Raw genomic sequence first — 20,172 nt, 5'->3', positions numbered from 1 at the left:
TTGCTCGAATTCTGGCCGTCAGCCGGCCATTGCCTTGCCACGAGAGACGGGGTGCGGCGCGGCTCGCGCGCCAGCATGGGCGGCCAGTGCCGTCATGATCTCGGCCGCCGCCAAGGCCGCAATGACTTGCGGACGCTTGTCCTTGACCGCATCGCCGCCGATCGGCGAGACGAGGCCGGCAAATTGCGCCTCGCTGCCGTCCGCCGCCTTCAGGAACCAGTTCCTGAACGTCGCCTTCTTGGTCTTCGAGCCGATCATGCCGACATAGGCGGCATCCCGGCGTTTCAGTGCCTCGGCGACGATCAGGAAATCCAGCGCGTGGTCGTGGGTGAGGACGACGAACGCGGCGCCAGCCGGAGCCTTGCGCACCATCGCCTCGGGCATTGGCGTCAGGCTGGTTTCGACCGTGTCCGGCATGCCCTCCAGCGCCTCGGCCCGCGTCTCGACAACGACGACACGGACCGGCAGCAAGGCCACCGCCGAGGCCAGCGCCTGGCCGACATGGCCGCCGCCGAAGATGTAGACATGCGGCATCTGTGCCTGCTCGGCGTCCGCCGCCGCGACCAGCTCTTGCGCCAACGCCGTGTCGACCAGCCGGATCAGCACCTCGACCCTGCCGCCGCAGCACTGGCCGATCTCGGGCCCGAGCGGGACATCGAGGGTAGCGCGGATATCCCTCCCCCTTGAGGGGAGGGTGGCGGCGAAGCCGTCGGGTGGGGTCGCCGCGCCAGTGCTCGACGCTCTGGCGGTGCCTTCTGAGACGACCCCCTCTGGCCGCTCTGCGGCCATCTCCCCCTCAAGGGGGGAGAAAAGCAGCTGCCGCGCCTTGTCGATCGCGATGAATTCGAGCTGGCCGCCGCCGATCGTGCCAAAAATCGCCGCGCCCGAGACGAGCATGAAGGCGCCCTTCTCGCGGGGCGTCGAGCCTTTGGTCCCGGCCACCTCGACCAGCGCGACACGGCCGGCGCCGCCAAGAAATGCTTTCAGGGTTTGCACTTTCGAGGTCATGTTTTTGCTTTCCCTATCGGGAAACATAGGGTTTTTCGGCCCGGATTGCACGCCCTGTACGAACCCCGGGACCGAGTTCAAGCACCAGCCTTGGCTTCCCTCTTCAGCCGTTCGATCGCCATCAGCACCCGCTCCGGCGTCGCCGGTGGGTCGAGGCGCGGGCAGATCCGGTGGTCGGCAACGCTTGCCACCGCATCCGACAGCGCATGCAGCACCGAGATGCCGAGCGGCAGCGGCGGCTCGCCGACCGCCTTGGAGCGGTGCACCGTCGGCTCGCTCGCTTCCGGCCAATCGGCCAGCGTCACATTGAAGATCTTCGGTCGGTCCGAGGCGAGCGGAATCTTGTAGGTCGACGGCGCATGGGTGCGCAGCCGGCCCTTTTCGTCCCACCAAAGCTCCTCCGTCGTCAGCCATCCCATGCCCTGGATGAAGCCGCCTTCGACCTGGCCAAGGTCGATGGCGCGGTTCAGCGAGCGTCCGGTCTCGTGCAGGATGTCGGTGCGCTCGACGACATATTCGCCGGTCAGCGTGTCGACCGAGACTTCCGAGCACGCGGCGCCATAGGCGAAATAATAGAAGGGACGACCCTCGCCCTTGTCGCGATCCCAGTGGATTTTCGGCGTTTTGTAGAAGCCCGCCGCCGAAAGCTGGATGCGCGCCATGTAGGCCTGCCTGACGAGATCGGCGAAGGCGATCTCCTGGTTGCCGATGCGCACCCGGTTGGGCAGGAACAGCACCTGGTCGCGCGGCACCTGGTATTTTTCGGCGGCGAAGTTGGTCAACCGCTCCTTGATCTGCCGGGCCGCGTTCTGCGCCGCCATGCCGTTGAGGTCGGAACCGGACGATGCGGCGGTCGCCGAGGTGTTCGGGACCTTGCCGGTCGTGGTCGCGGTGATCTTCACCTGGTCGAGGTCGATTTGGAATTCTTCCGCCACCACCTGCGCCACCTTGACGTAGAGACCCTGCCCCATCTCGGTGCCGCCGTGGTTCAGATGCACCGAACCGTCGGTGTAGACATGCACCAGCGCGCCGGCCTGATTGTAGTGCGTCGCGGTGAACGAGATGCCGAACTTGACCGGCGTCAGCGCCAATCCACGCTTGATGAAGCGGCTGTTGGCGTTGAAAGCTTCAATGGTGCGGCGACGCCTCGCATAGTCGCAACTCGCCTCCAGCTCGGCGACGATGCGGTGGATGATGTTGTCCTCGACCGTCTGGTGATAGGGCGTGACGTTGCGGTCGCTGGTGCCATAAAAATTCTTCTTGCGAATCTCGAGCGGGTCCTTGCCAACGGCAAAGGCGACCTCTTCGATGACACGCTCGGCGCCGACCATGCCTTGCGGCCCGCCGAAGCCGCGGAAGGCGGTGTTCGACACGGTGTTGGTGTAGAGCGGCGCCGATTGCGCATGAACCGCCGGCCAGAAATAGGTGTTGTCGCAATGGAACAGCGCGCGGTCGGTGACCGGGCCCGACAGGTCCGCCGAGAAGCCGCAGCGCGCCGCAAACATGAAATCGACGCCGAGGATATTGCCCTCGTCGTCGAAGCCGACCTCGTAATCTACGAGGAAGTCATGGCGCTTGCCGGTGGCGATCATGTCTTCGTCACGGTCGGGCCGGATTTTCACCGCGCGATGGTGTTTTTTCGCAGCAATCGCCGCGAGCGCGGCAAACTGGTTGCCTTGCGTTTCCTTGCCGCCAAAGCCGCCGCCCATGCGGCGGATCTCGACCGTGACGGCATGGCTCGGCACGCCGAGCGCATGGCTGACCATGTGCTGGATTTCGCTCGGATGCTGAGTCGACGAATAAATCGTGACGTCCTGATCCTCGCCGGGAATGGCCATGGCGATCTGGCCTTCGAGATAAAAATGGTCCTGGCCGCCGATGCGCATTTTTCCTTTCAGCCGGCGCGGCGCCGCCCTGATCGCAGCCGCGGCATCGCCGCGCCTCAGGGTCAGCGGCGGCGTGACCAGCTTGTCCTTGCTGGGATCGAGGACGCCGATGTCGGTGACGAAAGGCAATTCCTTGTATTCGACCTTGGCCAGCCTTGTGGCGCGGCGCGCCTGCTCGCGGGTTTCGGCGATGACGCAAAAGATCGGTTGGCCGAAGAACTGCACCTTGCCGTCGGCCAGCACCGGTTCGTCGTGGCGGCCGGTCGGCGAAATGTCGTTTTCGCCCGGCACGTCGCTCGCCGTCAGCACGTCGACGACGCCGGGTGCTGCGCGCACCGGCGCCAGGTCCATGCTGCTGATGGTGGCATGCGTGGCCGTCGAAAGCCCGAGGCAGCCATGCAGCATGCCGGATGATTCCGGCATGTCATCGATATAGACGGCCGTGCCGCGGACATGCTTGTGCGCGGAATCATGACGCTGGTCGGTGGCAACGCCACCAGCGATTTTCTGCGCCTTGAGGTTTGGAGCGTGCTTGGTCATCACGCCGCCTCGTGGCGCGATATCTGGATCGGTGCTTTGGTGCCGCTGGTCTCGGCGAAGAACCGCAACAGCAGGTTGCGCGCCGCCAGCGCCCGGTATTCGGCGCTCGCCCGCATGTCGGTCAGCGGGGTAAAATCTTTGGCGTACTCGGCCATGGCGGTCTCGACCGTCGGTTCTGTCCAGGGCCTGCCAAGCAGCGCCTTTTCCACGCCGAAAACCCGCTTCGGCGTTGCCGCCATGCCGCCATAGGCGATGCGCACCTCCGCCACCGTGCCGTCCTTGGCCAGGGCCAGCAGGAATGCGCCAAGTGCGGCGGTGATGTCCTCGTCACGGCGCTTGGTGATCTTGTAGACGGCGAATTTGGTATCCCTGCCCGGCACTGGGACATGCACGGCCTCGACGAATTCGCCCGGCTGTCGGTCCTGCTTGCCATAGGCGATGAAGAAGTCTTCAAGCGAGATCGTCCGCCGCTTGTTGCCGCGGCGCAGCGTCAGCCGCGCGCCGAGTGCGATCAGCGGCGGCGGCGTGTCGCCGATCGGCGAGCCATTGGCGATGTTGCCGCCGATCGTGCCCATGTTGCGCACCTGGTCGCCGCCGATGCGATCGAACAGCGGGCCTAGCGCCGGGATGCGTTTCGCCAGCATTGAGAAAGCCTCGGTGTAGGTGACACCAGCGCCAATCGAGATGATGCCCTTGTCTTCGGAAATCCGGCACAGCCCGTCGAGATTGCCGATGAAGATCGCCGGCGCAATCTCGCGCATGTGCTTGGTCACCCACAGGCCGACATCGGTCGAACCGGCAACGATGGTGGCGCCCGGCTCCTTGCCGAGCACGGCGGCGAGGTCGTCGGCATCGGCCGGGACGACCAGGCGCTGCTTGCCGGCGCCGATCTCGATGCGCGAACCGTCTTTCATCGCTTCGAGCTTGCTCGTGATCGCCTTGCGCTCCGCTGCCAGCGGATCCTTTGCCGCCTTGCTGTAGCTGGAGATGGCACGTGCCGCCCGCATGATCGCCTCGTAGCCGGTGCAGCGGCAGAGATTGCCCTGAAGCGCCTTTTCGATGGCTGCATCCGACGGCTCCGGTGACCGCATCCACAGGGCATAAAGCGACATGACGAAGCCCGGCGTGCAGAAGCCGCATTGCGAGCCGTGGAAATCGACCATCGCCTGCTGCACCGGATGCAGTTTTTCGCCGTCGCCGCGCAGATGCTCGACGGTTACGACATGCGTGCGATCGAGCGAGCCAAGGAAGCGGATGCAGGCATTGACGCTTTCATAGACGAGCCGGCCGCCTGACAGCCTTCCGACCAGCACGGTGCAAGCGCCGCAGTCGCCCTCGGCGCAGCCTTCCTTGGTGCCGCGCAGCGAGCGCTCGAGCCGCAGCCAGTCGAGCAAAGTCTCGTCGGGCGCGACCGTGGTCAGCGCAACATCCTCGCCATTGAGGATGAAGCGTATCTCATTGCGTATCTTGAGCCTCGTCATGTCTCAGCTCCCCCGATAGGTCGAATAGCCGTAGGGCGATATGAGCAGCGGCACGTGATAGTGCATCGGCTCGGCCATGCCGAAGCGGATCGGCACGCTGTCGAGGAAGGCCGGTTCCGGCAGTCTCAACCCCTGCCGGCGCAGATAGTCGCCGGCGGCGAAGACCAGCTCGTATTCGCCGGTGCGGAATTCCGCGTCGGCAAGCAGCGGCGCGTCACACCGGCCGTCGGCATTGGTGACCGCTGTCTTCAGATGCGTCCGCATGTCGTCGTTGATGCGGTAAAGCTCGATCGACAGGCCTGCCGCCGGCCTGCCGGTCGCGGTGTCGAGGACATGGGTCGTCAGACGTCCGCCTTCGGCTTTCGACGTTTCCGCCACTGGCTGCTCCCATTCCGGTACACTCGAACATGTCCGGTACAGTCGAACATGTTTGGCGAATTGTGCGCCCATTAAAGGCGATGCATAAGTCCCGGTCGAGTGAAGTGCTGCAAAAACACTTTCAAAAATTTTCGGGGGAATGCGCAAGCAATCCTTTCGACTATCCTGATCACACTATCCGGCAGGAGCGACAATGCGTTACGAACGAGACATGCGCGGCTACGGCGCCAATCCGCCGGATCCGAAATGGCCCGGCAGGGCGCATGTCGCGGTGCAGTTCGTCGTCAATTACGAGGAAGGCGGCGAAAATTGCGTCCTGCACGGCGACAAGGCTTCGGAAGCCTTCCTGTCCGAGATCGTCGGCGCTGCACCCTGGCCCGGGCAGCGCCACCGGAACATGGAATCGATCTACGAATATGGTGCCCGCGCCGGCTTCTGGCGATTGCTGCGCCTGTTCACCGAAGCCGAGGTGCCGATCACCTGCTACGGCGTCGCCACAGCACTGGCGCGTTCGCCCGACCAGGTCGTGGCGATGCAGGAGGCCGGCTGGGAGATCGCCTCGCACGGGCTGAGATGGATCGACTATCGCGACCATGCGCCGGAGGACGAGCGCCGCGACATGGACGAGGCAATCCGGCTGCACTACGAGGTGACAGGCGCACGGCCGACCGGCTGGTACACCGGCCGCACGTCGATCAACACCGTGCGGCTGGCGGCGGAAGAGGGCGGCTTCGACTATGTGTCGGACACCTATGACGACGAGCTGCCGTACTGGTTCGAGCATGCTGGGCCGGACGGGTCGGCAAAGCCGCAGCTCATCATCCCCTATACGCTCGACGCCAACGATATGCGTTTCGCCACGCCGCAGGGCTTCAACTCGGGCGACCAGTTCTTCGCCTATCTCAGGGATAGTTTCGATACGCTCTATGCCGAGGGCAAGGCAGGACGGCCGCGCATGATGAATATCGGCCTGCACTGCCGCCTCGTCGGCCGGCCGGGCCGGGTCGCGGCGCTGAAGCGCTTCGTCGACTACGTCAAATCACACGACAGGGTCTGGCTCGCGCGACGCATCGACATTGCAAGGCACTGGCAAGAGAACCATCCGTTCCGGCCGCCGACGCTGCGCCCGTCGAAGATGGAATTCGAGGCTTTCGTCCAGGCATTCGGCGGCGTATTCGAGCATTCGCCGTGGATCGCCGAGCGCGCCTATGAGCTGGAGCTCGGTCCGGCGCATGACAGTGCCGGCGGCCTGCACAATGCGCTGTGCCGTGTCTTTCGCGGCGCCAGCGGGGCCGAGCGGCTCTCCGTGCTCAACGCCCATCCCGACCTTGCCGGCAAACTGGCGCAAACCAAGCGGCTGACTGCGGAATCGGCCAGGGAACAGGCTTCCGCAGGGCTCGAGGCGCTGACCGATAAAGAGCGCGAGCTGTTCTCCAAGCTCAATGCCGCCTACGTCACCAGTTTCGGCTTCCCCTTCATCATCGCGGTGAAAGGCAAGACCAAGGAAGAAATCCTGGCGGAGTTCGAGGCGCGCATCGGCAACAGCCGCGCCGTTGAATTCGAAACCGCCTGCAAACAGGTCGAGCGTATCGCACTGCTCCGCCTCAAGGACATGCTTCCGCAATAGGCCTAGCTCCGTAATAGGCTTTGGCTTCCGAAACAGGCTTTGAACTGATGGATACGATGAAAATGGCCGACCGAACCTATTACGCGCCGCAGGGCGGCCACCCCGGCCAGAGTGAGCTGCTGACCGGCCGGGCCGTCTTCACCGAGGCCTATGCCGTCATTCCCAGGGGGGTGATGCAGGACATCGTCACCAGCGCCCTGCCGTTCTGGGACAAGACCCGCGTCTGGGTGCTGTCGCGCCCGCTGTCGGGTTTTGCCGAGACGTTTTCGCAATACATCGTCGAGGTCGCGCCCGGCGGCGGCAGCGACCGGCCGGAACCGGATGCCGCCGCCGAGGGCGCCTTGTTCGTGGTCGAGGGCGAACTGAGCGTTTTGCTGGCTGGCGAGAAGCATGTCCTGCAGCCGGGCGGCTTTGCTTTCCTGCCGCCGACCAGCGGATGGAGCGTTCGCAACGAGAGCAGCGCTGCTGTCCGCTTCCACTGGATCCGCAAGGCTTACGACGCCGTCGAAGGCATTGATGTCCCGCAAGCCTTCTTTGCCAACGAACAGGACATTGCGCCGACGCCGATGCCCGGCACCGAGGGCCGTTGGGCGACGACGCGCTTCGTTGACCCTGAAGACATGCGCCACGACATGCATGTCACCATCGTCACGCTCGAACCGGGCGCGGTCATTCCCTTCGCCGAGACGCATGTCATGGAACACGGCCTCTATGTGCTGGAGGGCAAGGCGGTCTACCGCCTCAACCAGGACTGGGTCGAGGTCGAGGCCGGCGACTATATGTGGCTGCGCGCCTTCTGTCCGCAGGCCTGCTATGCTGGCGGCCCCGGAAAATTCCGCTATTTGCTCTACAAGGATGTCAACCGGCACGCCAAGCTTGGTGGCGCCGGCGTCGGGAGGCGCGCGCCATGACCCGCATCGTGGCGCGGCCGCTTACCCGCGAAAATTTTGCCGAGTTCGGCGACGTCATCGATATGGGCGGCGACAATCACTACCCGATCAATGGCGGGAAGGCCGAGCGCTACCACGACCTCGCCACAGTCGAAGCGCAGGGGCCGAATGGGCGCGTGCTGATTTCCATGGTGCGCGGCACGCCTTGCGATTTTCCGCTGAAGCTCACCATGGTCGAGCGTCATCCGTTCGGCAGCCAGGCTTTCATGCCGTTGTCGCCACGGCCGTTCCTGGTCGTCGTCTGCCATGATGGCGACGACGGCCCGGGCGAGCCGCACGCCTTCCTCACCGCGCCCGGGCAGGGCGTCAACTATCCGCGCAATCGCTGGCACGGCGTGCTGACGCCGATCGGCGAGGCTCAGGATTTCCTCGTCGTCGACCGCGGTGGCGACGGCTCCAACCTCGAAGAATGCCATTTCTCGCACGCTTATGAGATCCATCTTCCCAAGGGGACCGCATGAAGTCGACGTCTCGCTGATCGACCGACTGCTCGACGTCATCGAGCATGACATCGTGCCGAAGACGGCCGAAGGAGTCGCCCACGGCAACAAGCTGTTCGGCGCAGCGATCCTGCGGAAGGAAGACCACTCGTTGGTGCTCGCAGAGACCAACAACGAGACTGAGAACCCGCTCTGGCATGGCGAAGTTCACTGCCTGAAGCGGTTCTACGAAATGCCCAAGGCTGAGCGCGTCGACACCAGGGATGCGATTTTTCTCGCCACACATGAACCCTGCTCGCTCTGCTTGTCGGCGATCACCTGGACCGGCTTCGATAATTTCTACTATTTGTTTTCGCATGAGGATTCGCGCGACAGCTTCGCCATCCCGCACGATCTGAAGATCCTGAAAGAGGTCTTCACCCTCGACCCCGGCGGCTACAATGCCGAGAACGCCTATTGGAAGAGCTTTTCGATCCGAAGACTGGTGCGGTCGCTGCCCGAGGCCGAGCGCAAGCGGCTGGAAGCACGGATCGGCAAGATCTCGGCGCGCTACGACGAACTGTCCAGCGCTTACCAGGCGAGCAAGGACGAAAACGACATTCCGTTGAGTTGACGCGGATTGACCAGCCGAATTCGTTGGCTGGCCCACGACGACGTCCCACGGGCTCCATCATTTGGCGGTCCCTGGAGTCGCCCGCATGAAAACCGTCACTGAATTTCCCCGCAAGGTCGTCGAGTTTCCGGACATGGGCATCGTCATGCCGGATGGCTGCCGGCTGTCGGCGCGGGCGTGGATGCCGGCCGATGCCGCCGACGATCCGGTGCCGGCGATCCTCGAGCACCTGCCCTACCGCAAGCGCGACGGCACAATTTATCGGGACCAGCTGACGCATCCCTATTTCGCCGGTCACGGCTACGCCTCTATCCGCGTCGACATGCGCGGCAATGGCGATTCCGAAGGGCTGATGGATGACGAATATTCCGAGCAGGAATTGCAGGACGCATGCGACGTGATCGCCTGGGCGGCGGCCCAGCCCTGGTGCAACGGCAATGTCGGCATGATGGGCATCTCCTGGGGCGGCTTCAACTGCCTGCAGACGGCAGCCAAGCGGCCGCCGGCGCTGAAGGCGGTCATCAGTCTCTGTTCGACCGTCGACCGCTATGCCGACGACATCCACTACAAGGGCGGCTGCCTGCTGGTCGAGAATTTCGGCTGGGCCTCGACCATGCTGTCCTATTCGTCGCGGCCACCGGATCCGCTGCTCGCCGGCGACAACCGCTGGCGCGACCTGTGGTTGACCCGACTGGCGAACCAGCCCTTCCTGGCGCCATTGTGGCTGAAGCATCAGCACCGCGACGCCTATTGGAAGCGCGGTTCGATCTGCGAGGACTATTCCGCCATCCAGGCCGCCGTGCTGTCGATCGGCGGCTGGCATGACGGCTATCGCAACACCATTTCCCATCTCGTCGCCAATATCAAAGCGCCGGTCAAAGGCATCGTCGGCCCGTGGATCCACAAGTACCCACATTATGCGGCGCCTGAACCGCGCATCGGCTTCCTGCAGGAGGCGTTGCGCTGGTGGGACCGCTGGCTGAAGGACATCGAGACCGGCGTCGATGCCGATCCTGCCTACCGCGCCTATGTCATGGACGGCGTCCGCCCCGCACGCTGGCATCCCGGGCGGCCAGGCCGCTGGGTCGCCGAACCGGTGTGGCCGTCGCCTGACATCAAGACGCAGGACATCGAGTTGATCGCAGAAGGCAGCAAGCCGGCCATCGTCGCTTCGCCGCAAAGCTGCGGTCTTGCCGGCGGCGAATATTTTCCCTTCACCTTCGGCCCGGAACTGCCCGGCGATCAGCGCCCCGACGATGCGCTGTCGGTGTGTTTCGACCAGCCGGTGCTGACCGAAGCGATCGACATTGTCGGCGCGCCGGAGGTGTCGGTCCGGGTCTCGTCGGACCGGCGCCAGGCGAACATCGCCATCCGGCTGTGCGACGTGCATCCCGACGGCGCGTCGGAGCTGATCTCCTACGGCGTGCTCAACCTGACGCACCGCAATTCGCACGAATTCCCGCAAGCGCTGGTGCCGGGCGAAGCCGTCAGCGCCCGGGTCGTGCTCGACCAATGTGCCTATCGCGTACCATCAGGCCACCGCCTGCGTATTGCTGTTTCGAACGCCTACTGGCCGATGATCTGGCCATCGCCGGAACCGGTCCGGCTCGACCTGTCGGCGGCAACGCTGAAGCTGCCGCTGCGCCCGCTGGCGAAGGGCGACGAAGTCACGTTCCCCACGCCGGAGGCAGCCGCGCCCTGGGCGACGGAGACACTCCGCGCTGCCAATTCCGAGCGTCATGTCAATTGCGATGAAAAGACCGGAATGATCACGCTTTCCATCGTCGACGATTTCGGCGAGGTGCGCGACCTGGAGCATGGCCTCGCCAATGGCAGCATCGCCCGAGAGACATGGGCGATCCACCCTGACAATCCGCTGTCAGCGTCGGGCAAGACGCACTGGACGCAAACGCTGTCGCGAAATGGATGGTCGGTGCGCACCGAAACATCAGCCGAGATGCGATCCGACGCGCAAAACTTCATGGTTAACGCCAGAATCGAAGCCTATGAAGGTGAGAAACTGGTTTTCGAGCGCAATTTCGAGGAGAGCATCCCGCGCGCGCTGCTTTGAGCGCTTATTCGGATTGGTCCAATTGCGACGTGCGATTTACGCCACGGCATGTCGCATTCGGTCTTGCTTACGGCGTTCCCTTGCGGTCATTATTCTCCTCACAAGAAACCATAAAAAAAGGCCACAAGGTCGAACCAACAGAGTGAGGAACTCAACATGTCGAACGAACTGGAATTTCTTAGCCGGCGCGTCGCATCCGGCAAACTGAGCCGTCGTGATTTTCTCGGCCGGGCGGCAGCGCTCGGCGTCACCGCGACCTTCGCCAACTCGCTGCTTTCACGCGCGGCGCGCGCCGCCGGTCCGGTCAAGGGCGGCACGCTGAAGGCCGGCCTGGTCGGCGGCGAGTCCACCAACAGCCTCGACCCGGCGCTGATGATGACGCAGGTTCCGTTCGCCTTCGGCAAATGCTGGGGCGAAATGATCGTCGAGCTGTCCCCCGACGGCAAGCTCGAAAACCGCATCGCTGAGGAAATTGGTTCGTCGGACGACGGCAAGGTGTGGACGCTGAAAATCCGCGACGGCGTCGAATTCCACAATGGCAAGACGGTGACTGCCGAGGACGTGGCCGCCACGCTCGAGCGTCATTCCGACGAGAAGTCGAAGTCCGGCGCGCTCGGCTACATGAAGGGCATCGAGAGCATCAAGGCCAGCGGCAAGGAAGTCGTGCTGACCTTGAAGGAGGCGAACGCCGACCTGCCCTACCTGCTCAGCGACTACCACTTGATCGTCCAGCCCAACGGCGGCAAGGACAAGCCCGACGCCGGTATCGGCGCCGGCCCGTACAAGATCGTGACCAACGAGCCTGGTGTTCGCCATGGTGCCGAACGTTTCGCCAATTACTGGCAGGGCGACAAGATGGGCCATGCCGACCAGATCGAGGTCATCGTTATCAACGACGCCACGGCGCGTACGTCGGCCCTGCAGGGCGGCCAGGTCAACATGATCAACCGCGTCGAGCCGAAGATCGTCGACCTGATCAAGCGTCTGCCCGGTGTCACCATCCGCAACCATGCCGGCCCCGGCCACTACGTGTTTATCATGCATTGCAACACGGCGCCGTTCGACAACAACGACCTCAGGATGGCGCTGAAGCTGGCGATCGACCGCGAGGAGATGCTGGACAAGATCCTGCGTGGCTATGGCTCGCTCGGCAACGATTTCCCGATCAACGCGTCCTATCCGCTGTTTACCGAGATCGAGCAGCGCAAATACGATCCCGACAAGGCCAAGTTCCACTACAAGAAGTCGGGCCATGACGGCGCCGTCCTGCTCAGGACGTCGGACGTCGCCTTCCCCGGCGCTGTCGATGCTTCGCAGCTCTTTCAGCAGAGCGCCGCCAAGGCCGGCATCACCCTCGAGATCAAGCGCGAGCCCGGCGACGGCTACTGGCACGAAGTCTGGAACAAGCAGCCCTTCAGCGCTTCCTACTGGGGCGGACGCTCGACGCAGGACCAGATGTATTCGACCGCCTACCTGTCGACCGCCGACTGGAACGACACACGTTTCAAGCGTCCGGATTTCGACAAGATGGTGCTGGCGGCGCGCGCCGAGCTCGACGAGGCCAAGCGCAAGCAGATGTACCACGACATGGCCGTCATGGTGCGCGACGAGGGCGGCCTGATCCTGCCGATGTTCAATCAGTTCATCGACGCGACGGGTGCCAAGGTCGCCGGCTGGGTCGACGATCCGCATCAGGAGCTGATGAACGGATACGCTCTGGCAAAGTGCTGGCTCGAAGCCTGAGCCCGGCCTTGCGGAGATGTCCTCACCCATCGTGAAACTGGTGGCCCAGCGCATTGCGCTGGGCATCCTCCTGCTGTTGGCCGTATCGGTCCTGATCTTCGCCGGCACCCAGATCCTGCCCGGCGACGTCGCGCAAGCCATCCTCGGACAGTCGGCGACACCGGAATCGCTCGCCAATCTGCGCGAGCAGCTCGGCCTCAACGATCCGGCCTTTGTCCGCTATTTCCGCTGGCTCGGCGGCGTCGTGACCGGCGATCTCGGCACCGCCATGTCGAGCGGGCAGGATATTGCGACGTCGATCAAGGGGCGGTTGTGGAACACGCTGTTCCTCGCCTTCTGGGCGGCGGTCGTGGCCGTGCCGCTGGCGATCATTCTCGGCCTGATCGCGGTGCGTTACCGCAATGGCTGGGTCGACAAGCTGATCTCCGGACTGGCGCTTGCCTCGACCTCGTTTCCCGAGTTCTTCATCGGCTACGTGCTCGTCTATTTCTTTGCCGTGAAATACCAGATCTTCCCCGGCATCTCGACGGTCTATGACGGAATGCCTTTCGGCGAGCGCATGCAGGCGATCATGCTGCCGGCGGCAGCACTGACGCTGGTGGTGCTTGCTCACATGATGCGGATGACGCGCGCCGCGATCCTCAATGTCATGCAATCGGCTTATGTGGAAACCGCCGAGCTCAAGGGGCTTTCGGCATTCGCCGTCATTCGCAGGCATGCCTTTCCCAACGCGATTGCGCCGATCATCAACGTCGTCATGCTCAACCTCGCTTATCTCATCGTCGGCGTCGTCGTGGTCGAAGTGATCTTCGTCTATCCCGGCATGGGGCAATTTCTCGTCGACCATGTCACCAAGCGCGACGTGCCGGTGGTGCAGGCGGTCGGCCTGATCTTTGCCGCCGTCTACATCAGCCTGAACATCATTGCGGACATAGCGGCGATCGTCGCCAATCCGCGTCTCAGACATCCGAAATAGGGGGGAGCGGGCATGCTCGACATAAAACGCATCCCCATTCCCGCGCTGATCGGCCTGGTGCTGACTGCGCTGTTCGTGCTGGCGGCGATCTTCGCGCCGTGGATCGCGCCCTATGGCAATGGCGAGATCGTCGGCGATGTCTGGGGACCGATGTCGGCGACACATTGGCTGGGCACCGACAATCTCGGCCGCGACCTTCTTTCGCGCATGATCTACGGCGCCCGCGTCACGCTGTTCATCGCTGTGCTGGCCACCGCGCTGTCGTTCTCGCTCGGCGCCATTCTTGGCTTCGCGGCGGCGGTCTTCGGCGGCTGGTTCGACACGCTTATGTCGCGTCTCGTCGATCTCCTGATGTCGATCCCGACGCTGATCATGGGCCTCGTCGTGCTCTCGGTGCTGCCAACCAATCTGGTGACGCTGATCCTGGTCATGGGCATTCTCGACTCGACCCGTGTCTACCGCCTGTCGCGGGCGGTCGCCGTCGACATCAACGTCATGGATTTCGTCGAGGCGGCCAAGCTGCGCGGCGAAGGCAGCGTGTGGATCATCTTCCGCGAGATCCTGCCCAATGCGTTGTCGCCGCTGGTTTCGGAACTCGGCCTGCGCTTCATCTATGCCGTGCTGTTCCTGTCGACGCTGTCCTTCCTCGGCCTCGGCGTGCAGCCACCTAGCGCCGACTGGGGCGGCATGGTCAAGGAAAACAAGGACGGCATCGTCTTCGGCATCGCGGCGGCGCTCATCCCTGCCGCGGCGATCGCCATGCTGGCGATTTCCGTCAACCTTGTCGCCGACTGGGTGCTCAACCGCACGACGAGCCTGAAGGGAGGGCGCGGGTAATGGCTGACCAGCGAGCAAAGTCCGTGCTGCTCGATGTCCGCAATCTGCGCATCGAGGCCACCGTGTTCCCGCCGGGCGAAGCGCCGAAGAACATCGTGCTGGTCCACGACGTCTCGCTGTCGCTCGAGAAGGGCAAGGTGCTCGGCCTGATCGGCGAGTCCGGCGCCGGCAAGTCGACCATCGGCCTGGCGTCGATGGGCTATGGCCGCGGCGGCGTGCGGATCACCGGCGGCGAAGTGATCCTCAACGGCCGCGACATTCTCAAGGGCGGCAAGGAGGGCTTTCGCAAGCTGCGCGGCCGCGAGGTCTGCTATGTCGCGCAATCGGCTGCCGCCGCCTTCAACCCGGCGCACAGGCTTATGGACCAGGTCGTCGAGGCGACGCTGCTGCATGGCACGGCGACACGGGCCGCGGCCGAAAAGCGCGCCATCGCGCTGTTCAAGAAGCTCAGCCTGCCGAACCCCGAAACCATCGGCGAGCGCTTTCCGCACCAGGTGTCAGGCGGCCAGCTGCAGCGCGTGATGACTGCGATGGCGCTGTGCTCCGAGCCCGACCTGATCGTCTTCGACGAGCCGACCACGGCGCTCGACGTGACGACGCAGATCGACGTGCTGGCGGCGATCAAGGACGCCATCCGCGACACACATGTCGCAGCGCTCTACATCACCCACGACTTGGCCGTCGTCGCCCAGGTCTCGGACGAGATCATGGTGCTGCGCCACGGCCGGCTGGTCGAATGGGGCGACACCCGCCAGATCATCAAGGCACCGCGCCAGGAATACACCAATGCGCTGGTCTCGGTGCATGAGATCGAGCACCAGGAACAGAAGCCCGGCACGACGCCGTTCCTGTCGGTCAAGAACATCACCGCCGCCTATGGCCGCAGCCACATCAAGGTGCTGAAGAACGTCTCGGTTGACATCTATCCTGGCCAGACGCTGGCGGTGGTCGGCGAGTCCGGCTCGGGCAAGTCGACGCTGGCGCGCGCCATCACCGGCCTTCTGCCGCCCGAACAAGGCACCGTCACCTTCGACGGGCGGCCGCTCGCCAACCGGCTTGCCGATCGGCCCAAGGAGGATCTGCGCCAGTTGCAGATGATCTACCAGATGGCCGACGTGGCGATGAACCCGCGCCAGACCGTCGGCACCATCATCGGCCGGCCGCTCGAATTCTATTTTGGTTTGCGCGGCCGCGAGCGCGACAAGCGCGTCGCCGAGCTGCTCGACAAGATCGAGATGGGCAAGGGTTTCATCGACCGCTACCCGGCCGAGCTTTCCGGCGGCCAGAAGCAGCGTGTCTGCATCGCCCGTTCGCTTGCCGCCAAGCCGAAGCTGATCATCTGCGACGAGGTGACCTCGGCGCTCGACCCGCTGGTCGCCAACGGCATCCTGAAGCTGCTGCTCGAGCTGCAGAAGGAGGAAAACGTCGCCTATTTGTTCATCACCCACGACCTCGCGACGGTGAAGTCGATCGCCGATTCGATCGCGGTGATGTATCGCGGCGAGGTGGTGCGCTATGGCGCCAAGAGCCAGGTGCTGGCGCCGCCGTTCGATGCCTATACCGACCTTCTCTTGTCCTCAGTCCCCGAAATGGAGATCGGCTGGCTGGAAAAGGCGATCAAGGGACGGCGCATGGCCAGCGCGGGCAATTAGACACACCGGTGGCGCTGAAGACAAAACTTCTGCTGATCATCCTCGACGGCGTGCCTTACCGCAACTGGCGCCGGCTGATGGGCAACCTCGAAGGCTGGGTGCAATCGGGCGAAGCGCGCGTCTGGAAGATGCGTTCCGTGCTGCCGTCGACCTCTGCCTGCTGCTATGCCTCGATCCACACCGGCGTAGCGCCGCAGGTGCATGGCATCTTGACCAACGAGAACCGCTTCCGCGTCGAGCAGCCGGATATCTTCTCCGAGGTCAGCAGGGCCGGCGGCAAGACAGGTGCGGTCACCCATTCCTACTGGTCCGAATTCTTCCGGGCCTATCCGTTCGATCTGGTCGAGGACATGGAGTTCGACGAGCCGGGCGGGCCGATCACCCATGGCCGGTTCCACACCATGACCGGCTACAATGCCCGCAACCAGATGACGCCGAGCGACGTCGACCTGTTCGCGACGCTGACCATGCTGACCAGACGCCACGGCATCGACTACGGCATCCTGCACACCTGCACGCTGGACTCGATGGGCCACCGCTTCGGCCATGACTGCCATGAGATGGACCATGCCGTCTATGCGATGGACGGCATGCTCGCCGCCTTCCTGCCGCGCTGGCGGAAAGCCGGCTACGAGGTCTTCGTGACCGCCGATCACGGCCAGACCGATCGCGGCCATCATGGCGGCCATGACGACGAGATGCAGGATTTTGCTCTGTATTATTTCGGACAGGGCAACGGGCCGGAGGCCGACACGCTGCTAGACCAGCTGCAGCTTGCGCCGACGGTGCTTGCGCGCCTCGGCGTCCCGGTGCCCGCGACAATGAAGGCCAGGCCGTTCCTCGACTGAGCGCGCGTCTTCCCTTCTCCCCCTTGTGGGAGAAGGTGGATTGTCGCGAAGCGGCAAGACGGATGAGGGGTGTTGGAAGAAACTCGGCGTGAAAATATTGAGGGATTTGAAGCGCTTAATTCTTCGGTGTAGCGATCCGTCCAGCACCCCTCATCCGACCGAGCTTCGCTCGGCCACCTTCTCCCACAGGGGGAGAAGGGAAGAACCTCCCTCTGGCAACACTGCCGCTCTTCGGCTAGCTTTCAGGAAATTCTGGGCGGAAAGCGGTGAACCTTTTTGGGCCGATCAGCGACAGAGCAGACAGGAGCCAGGCGGCTCGATCGGCCATGACGGCAGCGACGGAAACCGATCGTGCGCTTGTCGGCCGGGTCGCGAAGGGCGACCGCGCCGCCGTGCGGCTCCTGTTCATGCGCCACCACGCGCGGGTCTACCGTTTCGTGGTGCGCCAGACCGGATCGGAAATGATGGCCGACGATATCGCCAACGAGGTGTTTCTCGAACTCTGGCGCCAGGCGCCCGGCTTCGAGGGGCGCTCGGAAGTCTCGACGTGGCTGCTCGGCATCGCCCGCTTCAAGGCGCTGTCGTCGTTGCGCAAGAAAAAGGAAGACTGGATCGACGACGATGACGCCGCCCAGGTCGCCGACGGCGCCGACTCTCCGGAAGTCGTCACCATGAAGGAAGACAAGGGCGCCGCGTTGCGGCGTTTCATCGATGCCTTGCCGGAAGAACACCGAACGGTGATCGACCTTGCCTACTACCACGGACAGTCGGTGAGCGAGATCGGCGAGGTACTCGGTATTCCGGTCGCCACCGTCAAGACCAGAATGTTCTACGCCCGCAAGAAACTCGGCGAGGCACTCAAGGCCGCCGGTTACGACAGGGGGTGGCCATGAGCGCCGCTGAAAAGATGTCGCGCCGCGATGAAATGGAAACGCTGCTGCCGTTCTACCTGAATGGCTCGCTGGAAGGTGCAGAGCTCGAAGCCGTCGAGGAATGGCTGGCGACCGACCCGGCAGCGCTTGCCGCACTCGGCGAGGCCGAAGCCGAATTCTCCAGCACAGCTGCATCCAATGAAGCGATCCGCCCGCCGGCCGATGCGCTCAGCCGCTTCGCCCGGGCGCTTGACGCCGAGGCCGGCCCGGTGCGCGCGCCGGCGGCGTCGTCCTGGCTGACGCAAGCGTGGGGCCGCTTCATCGCGGTGCCCGCCGGCGTCGCCTGGGCTGCGGCCGCGGCTCTGCTGGCGCTTGTTGTGGTGCAGGCGTTTGAGCAGCCTGGCGGCATCGACAGCGATTTCGAAATTGCCGGCCAGCAAGGCGATCTTGCGAAAATGCCGTTCGCGCTGGTCACGTTCAAGCCGGATGCCAAGATGGCCGACATTGTCGCTTTTCTTGGCGAGCACCAGCTGAAGATTGCCGCCGGCCCGACCGCCGAAGGTGTCTTCCGTCTTGGCATCCCGGCCGCGACCGCAGCCGACTATGAAAAAGTGCTCGGCCTGATTGCCGCCCAGCCTTTCGCGGAGGCTGTGGTCGAGGGAAGGAAACCGGTCGATGGCGGCTAGGGCGGTCATCCGATTTGCGGCGCTGCTCGTGGCGGCGATGATAATCGGCGCTGTGCCGGCCTTGGCGCAGACCAATGATCCGACCCTTACGCAGACTGAAATCGACTGCCTCAACCGAGGGGCGACGGCGGCCGACTGCATCAAGCGCGACACAAAGGATGGCAGCGGCGAAAGGCCCGGCGCAGGTCCTGCCGCGACAAATGCGGTGCTTCTTCCCGCGCTGATCGTCGACCTGTTCCCCAATCCGATCGGCGGCGGCCAGGCGCCGCTGCCGACGCCCGATCCGCGCCGCGATCCGGCCAGCGGTGCGTTGCCGCCGCCGGTCCCGCCTGCCGGTGCGACAGCGATACAAGCCGCTGCGGCCGCCGGCCCGATCGTTTCGCCCAGCGATCTCGTCGCGGCCGAGCCGCCCCGCGCCATCGTCGGTGATGTCGTGCCGGACGAGGTGCTGGTGACGGTGGAGGGCGACGCCGTCCAGCAGATCGCCGCCTCCTTTGGCCTCGAGGTGCGCTCGCAGCGCCAGTCTCAGTTGCTCGGCGCCACGCTGGTGCGCTTCGGCATTCCCGATGGCCGCCCGGTCGGCGTCGTGCTGGCGCAGCTTTCCGCCGACGGCCGTACTTTACGGCGCGAGCCCAACCATATCTACTCGCTGCAGCAGGCAGCCACCATCGTCAACTATGCCTTCGAGCGCATTGCGCTCGATGCGAAAGGGGCGAGCGGCGAGAACGTGCGCATTGCGGTCGTCGACACCGCCATCGACGACACCAATCCAGCACTCTCCGGCGTCATCGCCGATCAGTTCGACGCAATGCCCGACGTGCCGATCGAGGCGCGCGATCACGGCACCTCGATCGACGGCCTGATCGCCGGCGTCGGCGCGCTCAAAGGCATGGCGCCGGGCGCCAGGATCTACCACGCCCGCGCCTTCGAGGGCGGCAAATCGACGATGGACGTCATCCTTGCGGCGCTCGACTGGGCGGCGGAGCAGGACGTCCGCATCATCAATATGAGCTTCGTCGGCCCGAAGAACGACCTGCTCGGCGTCGCCTGCCGCAATGCTCGCGCCCTGGGCATCGTGCTGGTCGCCGCCGCCGGCAACAACGGACCGAAGGCGCCCTACGGCTACCCGGCCGCCTTCGACGGCGTCATCGCGGTGACCGCCACCGATGCCAAAGACGGGCTGATGCAGCAGGCCAATCGCGGCGCCTACGTCTTCCTCTCCGCTCCCGGCGTCGAGATGGTGGCGCCGAGCGGCGCCGGTTCTGATGTGGTCACCGGCACCTCGTTTGCCGCAGCGATCGTCACCGGCGCGATCGCCAATCTGCTGCATGCCGCACCCGACCGTTCCGCCGACTGGGTCGAGAAAGCGCTGGCCGCCACGGCAAGGGATCTCGGCCCCAAGGGGCGGGACAATGATTTCGGCTATGGCCTGTTGGATATCAGGGCGGCCGAGGCGGCGAAGGAGTAAGTCCGCGTGGGAGGTAAAGCGATGAGGGGCGGCGCGAAGCACCCCCCTTTGTCCGGCAGGACAGAGGGGGGCGAACCGCGATGTCGCATTTCCCGG

17 protein-coding genes are annotated in these 20,172 nt (G+C 64.3%); 13 read left to right on the top strand and 4 right to left on the bottom strand.

Annotated elements, in window-relative coordinates:
* Positions 1 to 18: 18 nt before the first annotated feature.
* The 4 genes from xdhC to uraH all read right to left on the bottom strand — a co-directional run bounded on the left by xdhC (position 19) and on the right by uraH (position 5,293).
* Positions 19 to 1,008: a xanthine dehydrogenase accessory protein XdhC gene (xdhC, locus tag AC0L2A_RS07270; protein WP_473608124.1), complete on the bottom strand. Its 990-nt coding sequence runs from the start codon at positions 1,006 to 1,008 to the stop codon at positions 19 to 21.
* A 77-nt stretch (positions 1,009 to 1,085) separates the two neighbouring features.
* Positions 1,086 to 3,434: a xanthine dehydrogenase molybdopterin binding subunit gene (gene xdhB / locus AC0L2A_RS07265; protein WP_473608122.1), complete on the bottom strand. Its 2,349-nt coding sequence runs from the start codon at positions 3,432 to 3,434 to the stop codon at positions 1,086 to 1,088.
* Positions 3,434 to 4,915, bottom strand: a complete 1,482-nt coding sequence (xdhA, locus tag AC0L2A_RS07260; RefSeq protein WP_473608121.1) for a xanthine dehydrogenase small subunit — start codon at positions 4,913 to 4,915, stop codon at positions 3,434 to 3,436. Before xdhA ends, xdhB begins: the two co-directional genes overlap by 1 nt.
* A gap of 3 nt (positions 4,916 to 4,918) precedes the next feature.
* Entirely contained in the window at positions 4,919 to 5,293 is a 375-nt protein-coding gene (gene uraH / locus AC0L2A_RS07255) for a hydroxyisourate hydrolase (RefSeq protein ID WP_236377917.1), read from the bottom strand.
* A 193-nt stretch (positions 5,294 to 5,486) separates the two neighbouring features.
* Between uraH and puuE the strand changes: the two genes are divergently transcribed.
* The 13 genes from puuE to AC0L2A_RS07190 all read left to right on the top strand — a co-directional run bounded on the left by puuE (position 5,487) and on the right by AC0L2A_RS07190 (position 20,076).
* Entirely contained in the window at positions 5,487 to 6,920 is a 1,434-nt protein-coding gene (puuE, locus tag AC0L2A_RS07250) for an allantoinase PuuE (protein WP_473608120.1), read from the top strand.
* A 62-nt stretch (positions 6,921 to 6,982) separates the two neighbouring features.
* On the top strand, positions 6,983 to 7,831 hold the full coding sequence (locus AC0L2A_RS07245) for a bifunctional allantoicase/(S)-ureidoglycine aminohydrolase (protein WP_473608118.1): 849 nt from the start codon (positions 6,983 to 6,985) through the stop codon (positions 7,829 to 7,831).
* Positions 7,828 to 8,331 (top strand): ureidoglycolate lyase, encoded by a 504-nt coding sequence (locus AC0L2A_RS07240; RefSeq protein WP_473608117.1) that lies wholly within the window; start codon positions 7,828 to 7,830, stop codon positions 8,329 to 8,331. Before AC0L2A_RS07245 ends, AC0L2A_RS07240 begins: the two co-directional genes overlap by 4 nt.
* Positions 8,300 to 8,923, top strand: a complete 624-nt coding sequence (locus AC0L2A_RS07235) for a nucleoside deaminase (protein WP_473608115.1) — start codon at positions 8,300 to 8,302, stop codon at positions 8,921 to 8,923. Before AC0L2A_RS07240 ends, AC0L2A_RS07235 begins: the two co-directional genes overlap by 32 nt.
* Positions 8,924 to 9,008: 85 nt before the next feature.
* Entirely contained in the window at positions 9,009 to 10,994 is a 1,986-nt protein-coding gene (locus AC0L2A_RS07230) for a CocE/NonD family hydrolase (RefSeq protein WP_473608114.1), read from the top strand.
* A 156-nt stretch (positions 10,995 to 11,150) separates the two neighbouring features.
* Positions 11,151 to 12,737 (top strand): ABC transporter substrate-binding protein, encoded by a 1,587-nt coding sequence (locus tag AC0L2A_RS07225; RefSeq protein WP_473608113.1) that lies wholly within the window; start codon positions 11,151 to 11,153, stop codon positions 12,735 to 12,737.
* Positions 12,738 to 12,753: 16 nt separating this feature from the next.
* Positions 12,754 to 13,713, top strand: a complete 960-nt coding sequence (locus AC0L2A_RS07220) for an ABC transporter permease (RefSeq protein WP_091592661.1) — start codon at positions 12,754 to 12,756, stop codon at positions 13,711 to 13,713.
* Positions 13,714 to 13,725: 12 nt separating this feature from the next.
* Entirely contained in the window at positions 13,726 to 14,550 is an 825-nt protein-coding gene (locus AC0L2A_RS07215) for an ABC transporter permease (protein WP_473608111.1), read from the top strand.
* Complete coding sequence (locus AC0L2A_RS07210; protein WP_473608110.1) at positions 14,550 to 16,202, top strand: ABC transporter ATP-binding protein; 1,653 nt, start codon at positions 14,550 to 14,552, stop codon at positions 16,200 to 16,202. Before AC0L2A_RS07215 ends, AC0L2A_RS07210 begins: the two co-directional genes overlap by 1 nt.
* Positions 16,203 to 16,210: 8 nt before the next feature.
* The gene (locus AC0L2A_RS07205; RefSeq protein WP_473608108.1) at positions 16,211 to 17,050 is read left to right on the top strand and encodes an alkaline phosphatase family protein; all 840 of its coding nucleotides are present in this window, start codon (positions 16,211 to 16,213) and stop codon (positions 17,048 to 17,050) included.
* Positions 17,051 to 17,376: 326 nt separating this feature from the next.
* Positions 17,377 to 17,943, top strand: a complete 567-nt coding sequence (locus tag AC0L2A_RS07200) for a sigma-70 family RNA polymerase sigma factor (RefSeq protein WP_077375233.1) — start codon at positions 17,377 to 17,379, stop codon at positions 17,941 to 17,943.
* Entirely contained in the window at positions 17,940 to 18,608 is a 669-nt protein-coding gene (locus AC0L2A_RS07195; protein WP_473608107.1) for an anti-sigma factor, read from the top strand. The genes AC0L2A_RS07200 and AC0L2A_RS07195 overlap by 4 nt, the downstream gene beginning before the upstream one ends.
* The gene (locus AC0L2A_RS07190; RefSeq protein WP_473608106.1) at positions 18,598 to 20,076 is read left to right on the top strand and encodes a S8 family serine peptidase; all 1,479 of its coding nucleotides are present in this window, start codon (positions 18,598 to 18,600) and stop codon (positions 20,074 to 20,076) included. The genes AC0L2A_RS07195 and AC0L2A_RS07190 overlap by 11 nt, the downstream gene beginning before the upstream one ends.
* Positions 20,077 to 20,172: the final 96 nt, after the last annotated feature.

The sequence above is a fragment of the Mesorhizobium sp. WSM4844 genome (assembly GCF_055811775.1).
The sequence above is the reverse complement of the archived record's forward strand: the minus strand, read 5'-3'. Positions and strand labels throughout refer to the sequence as shown.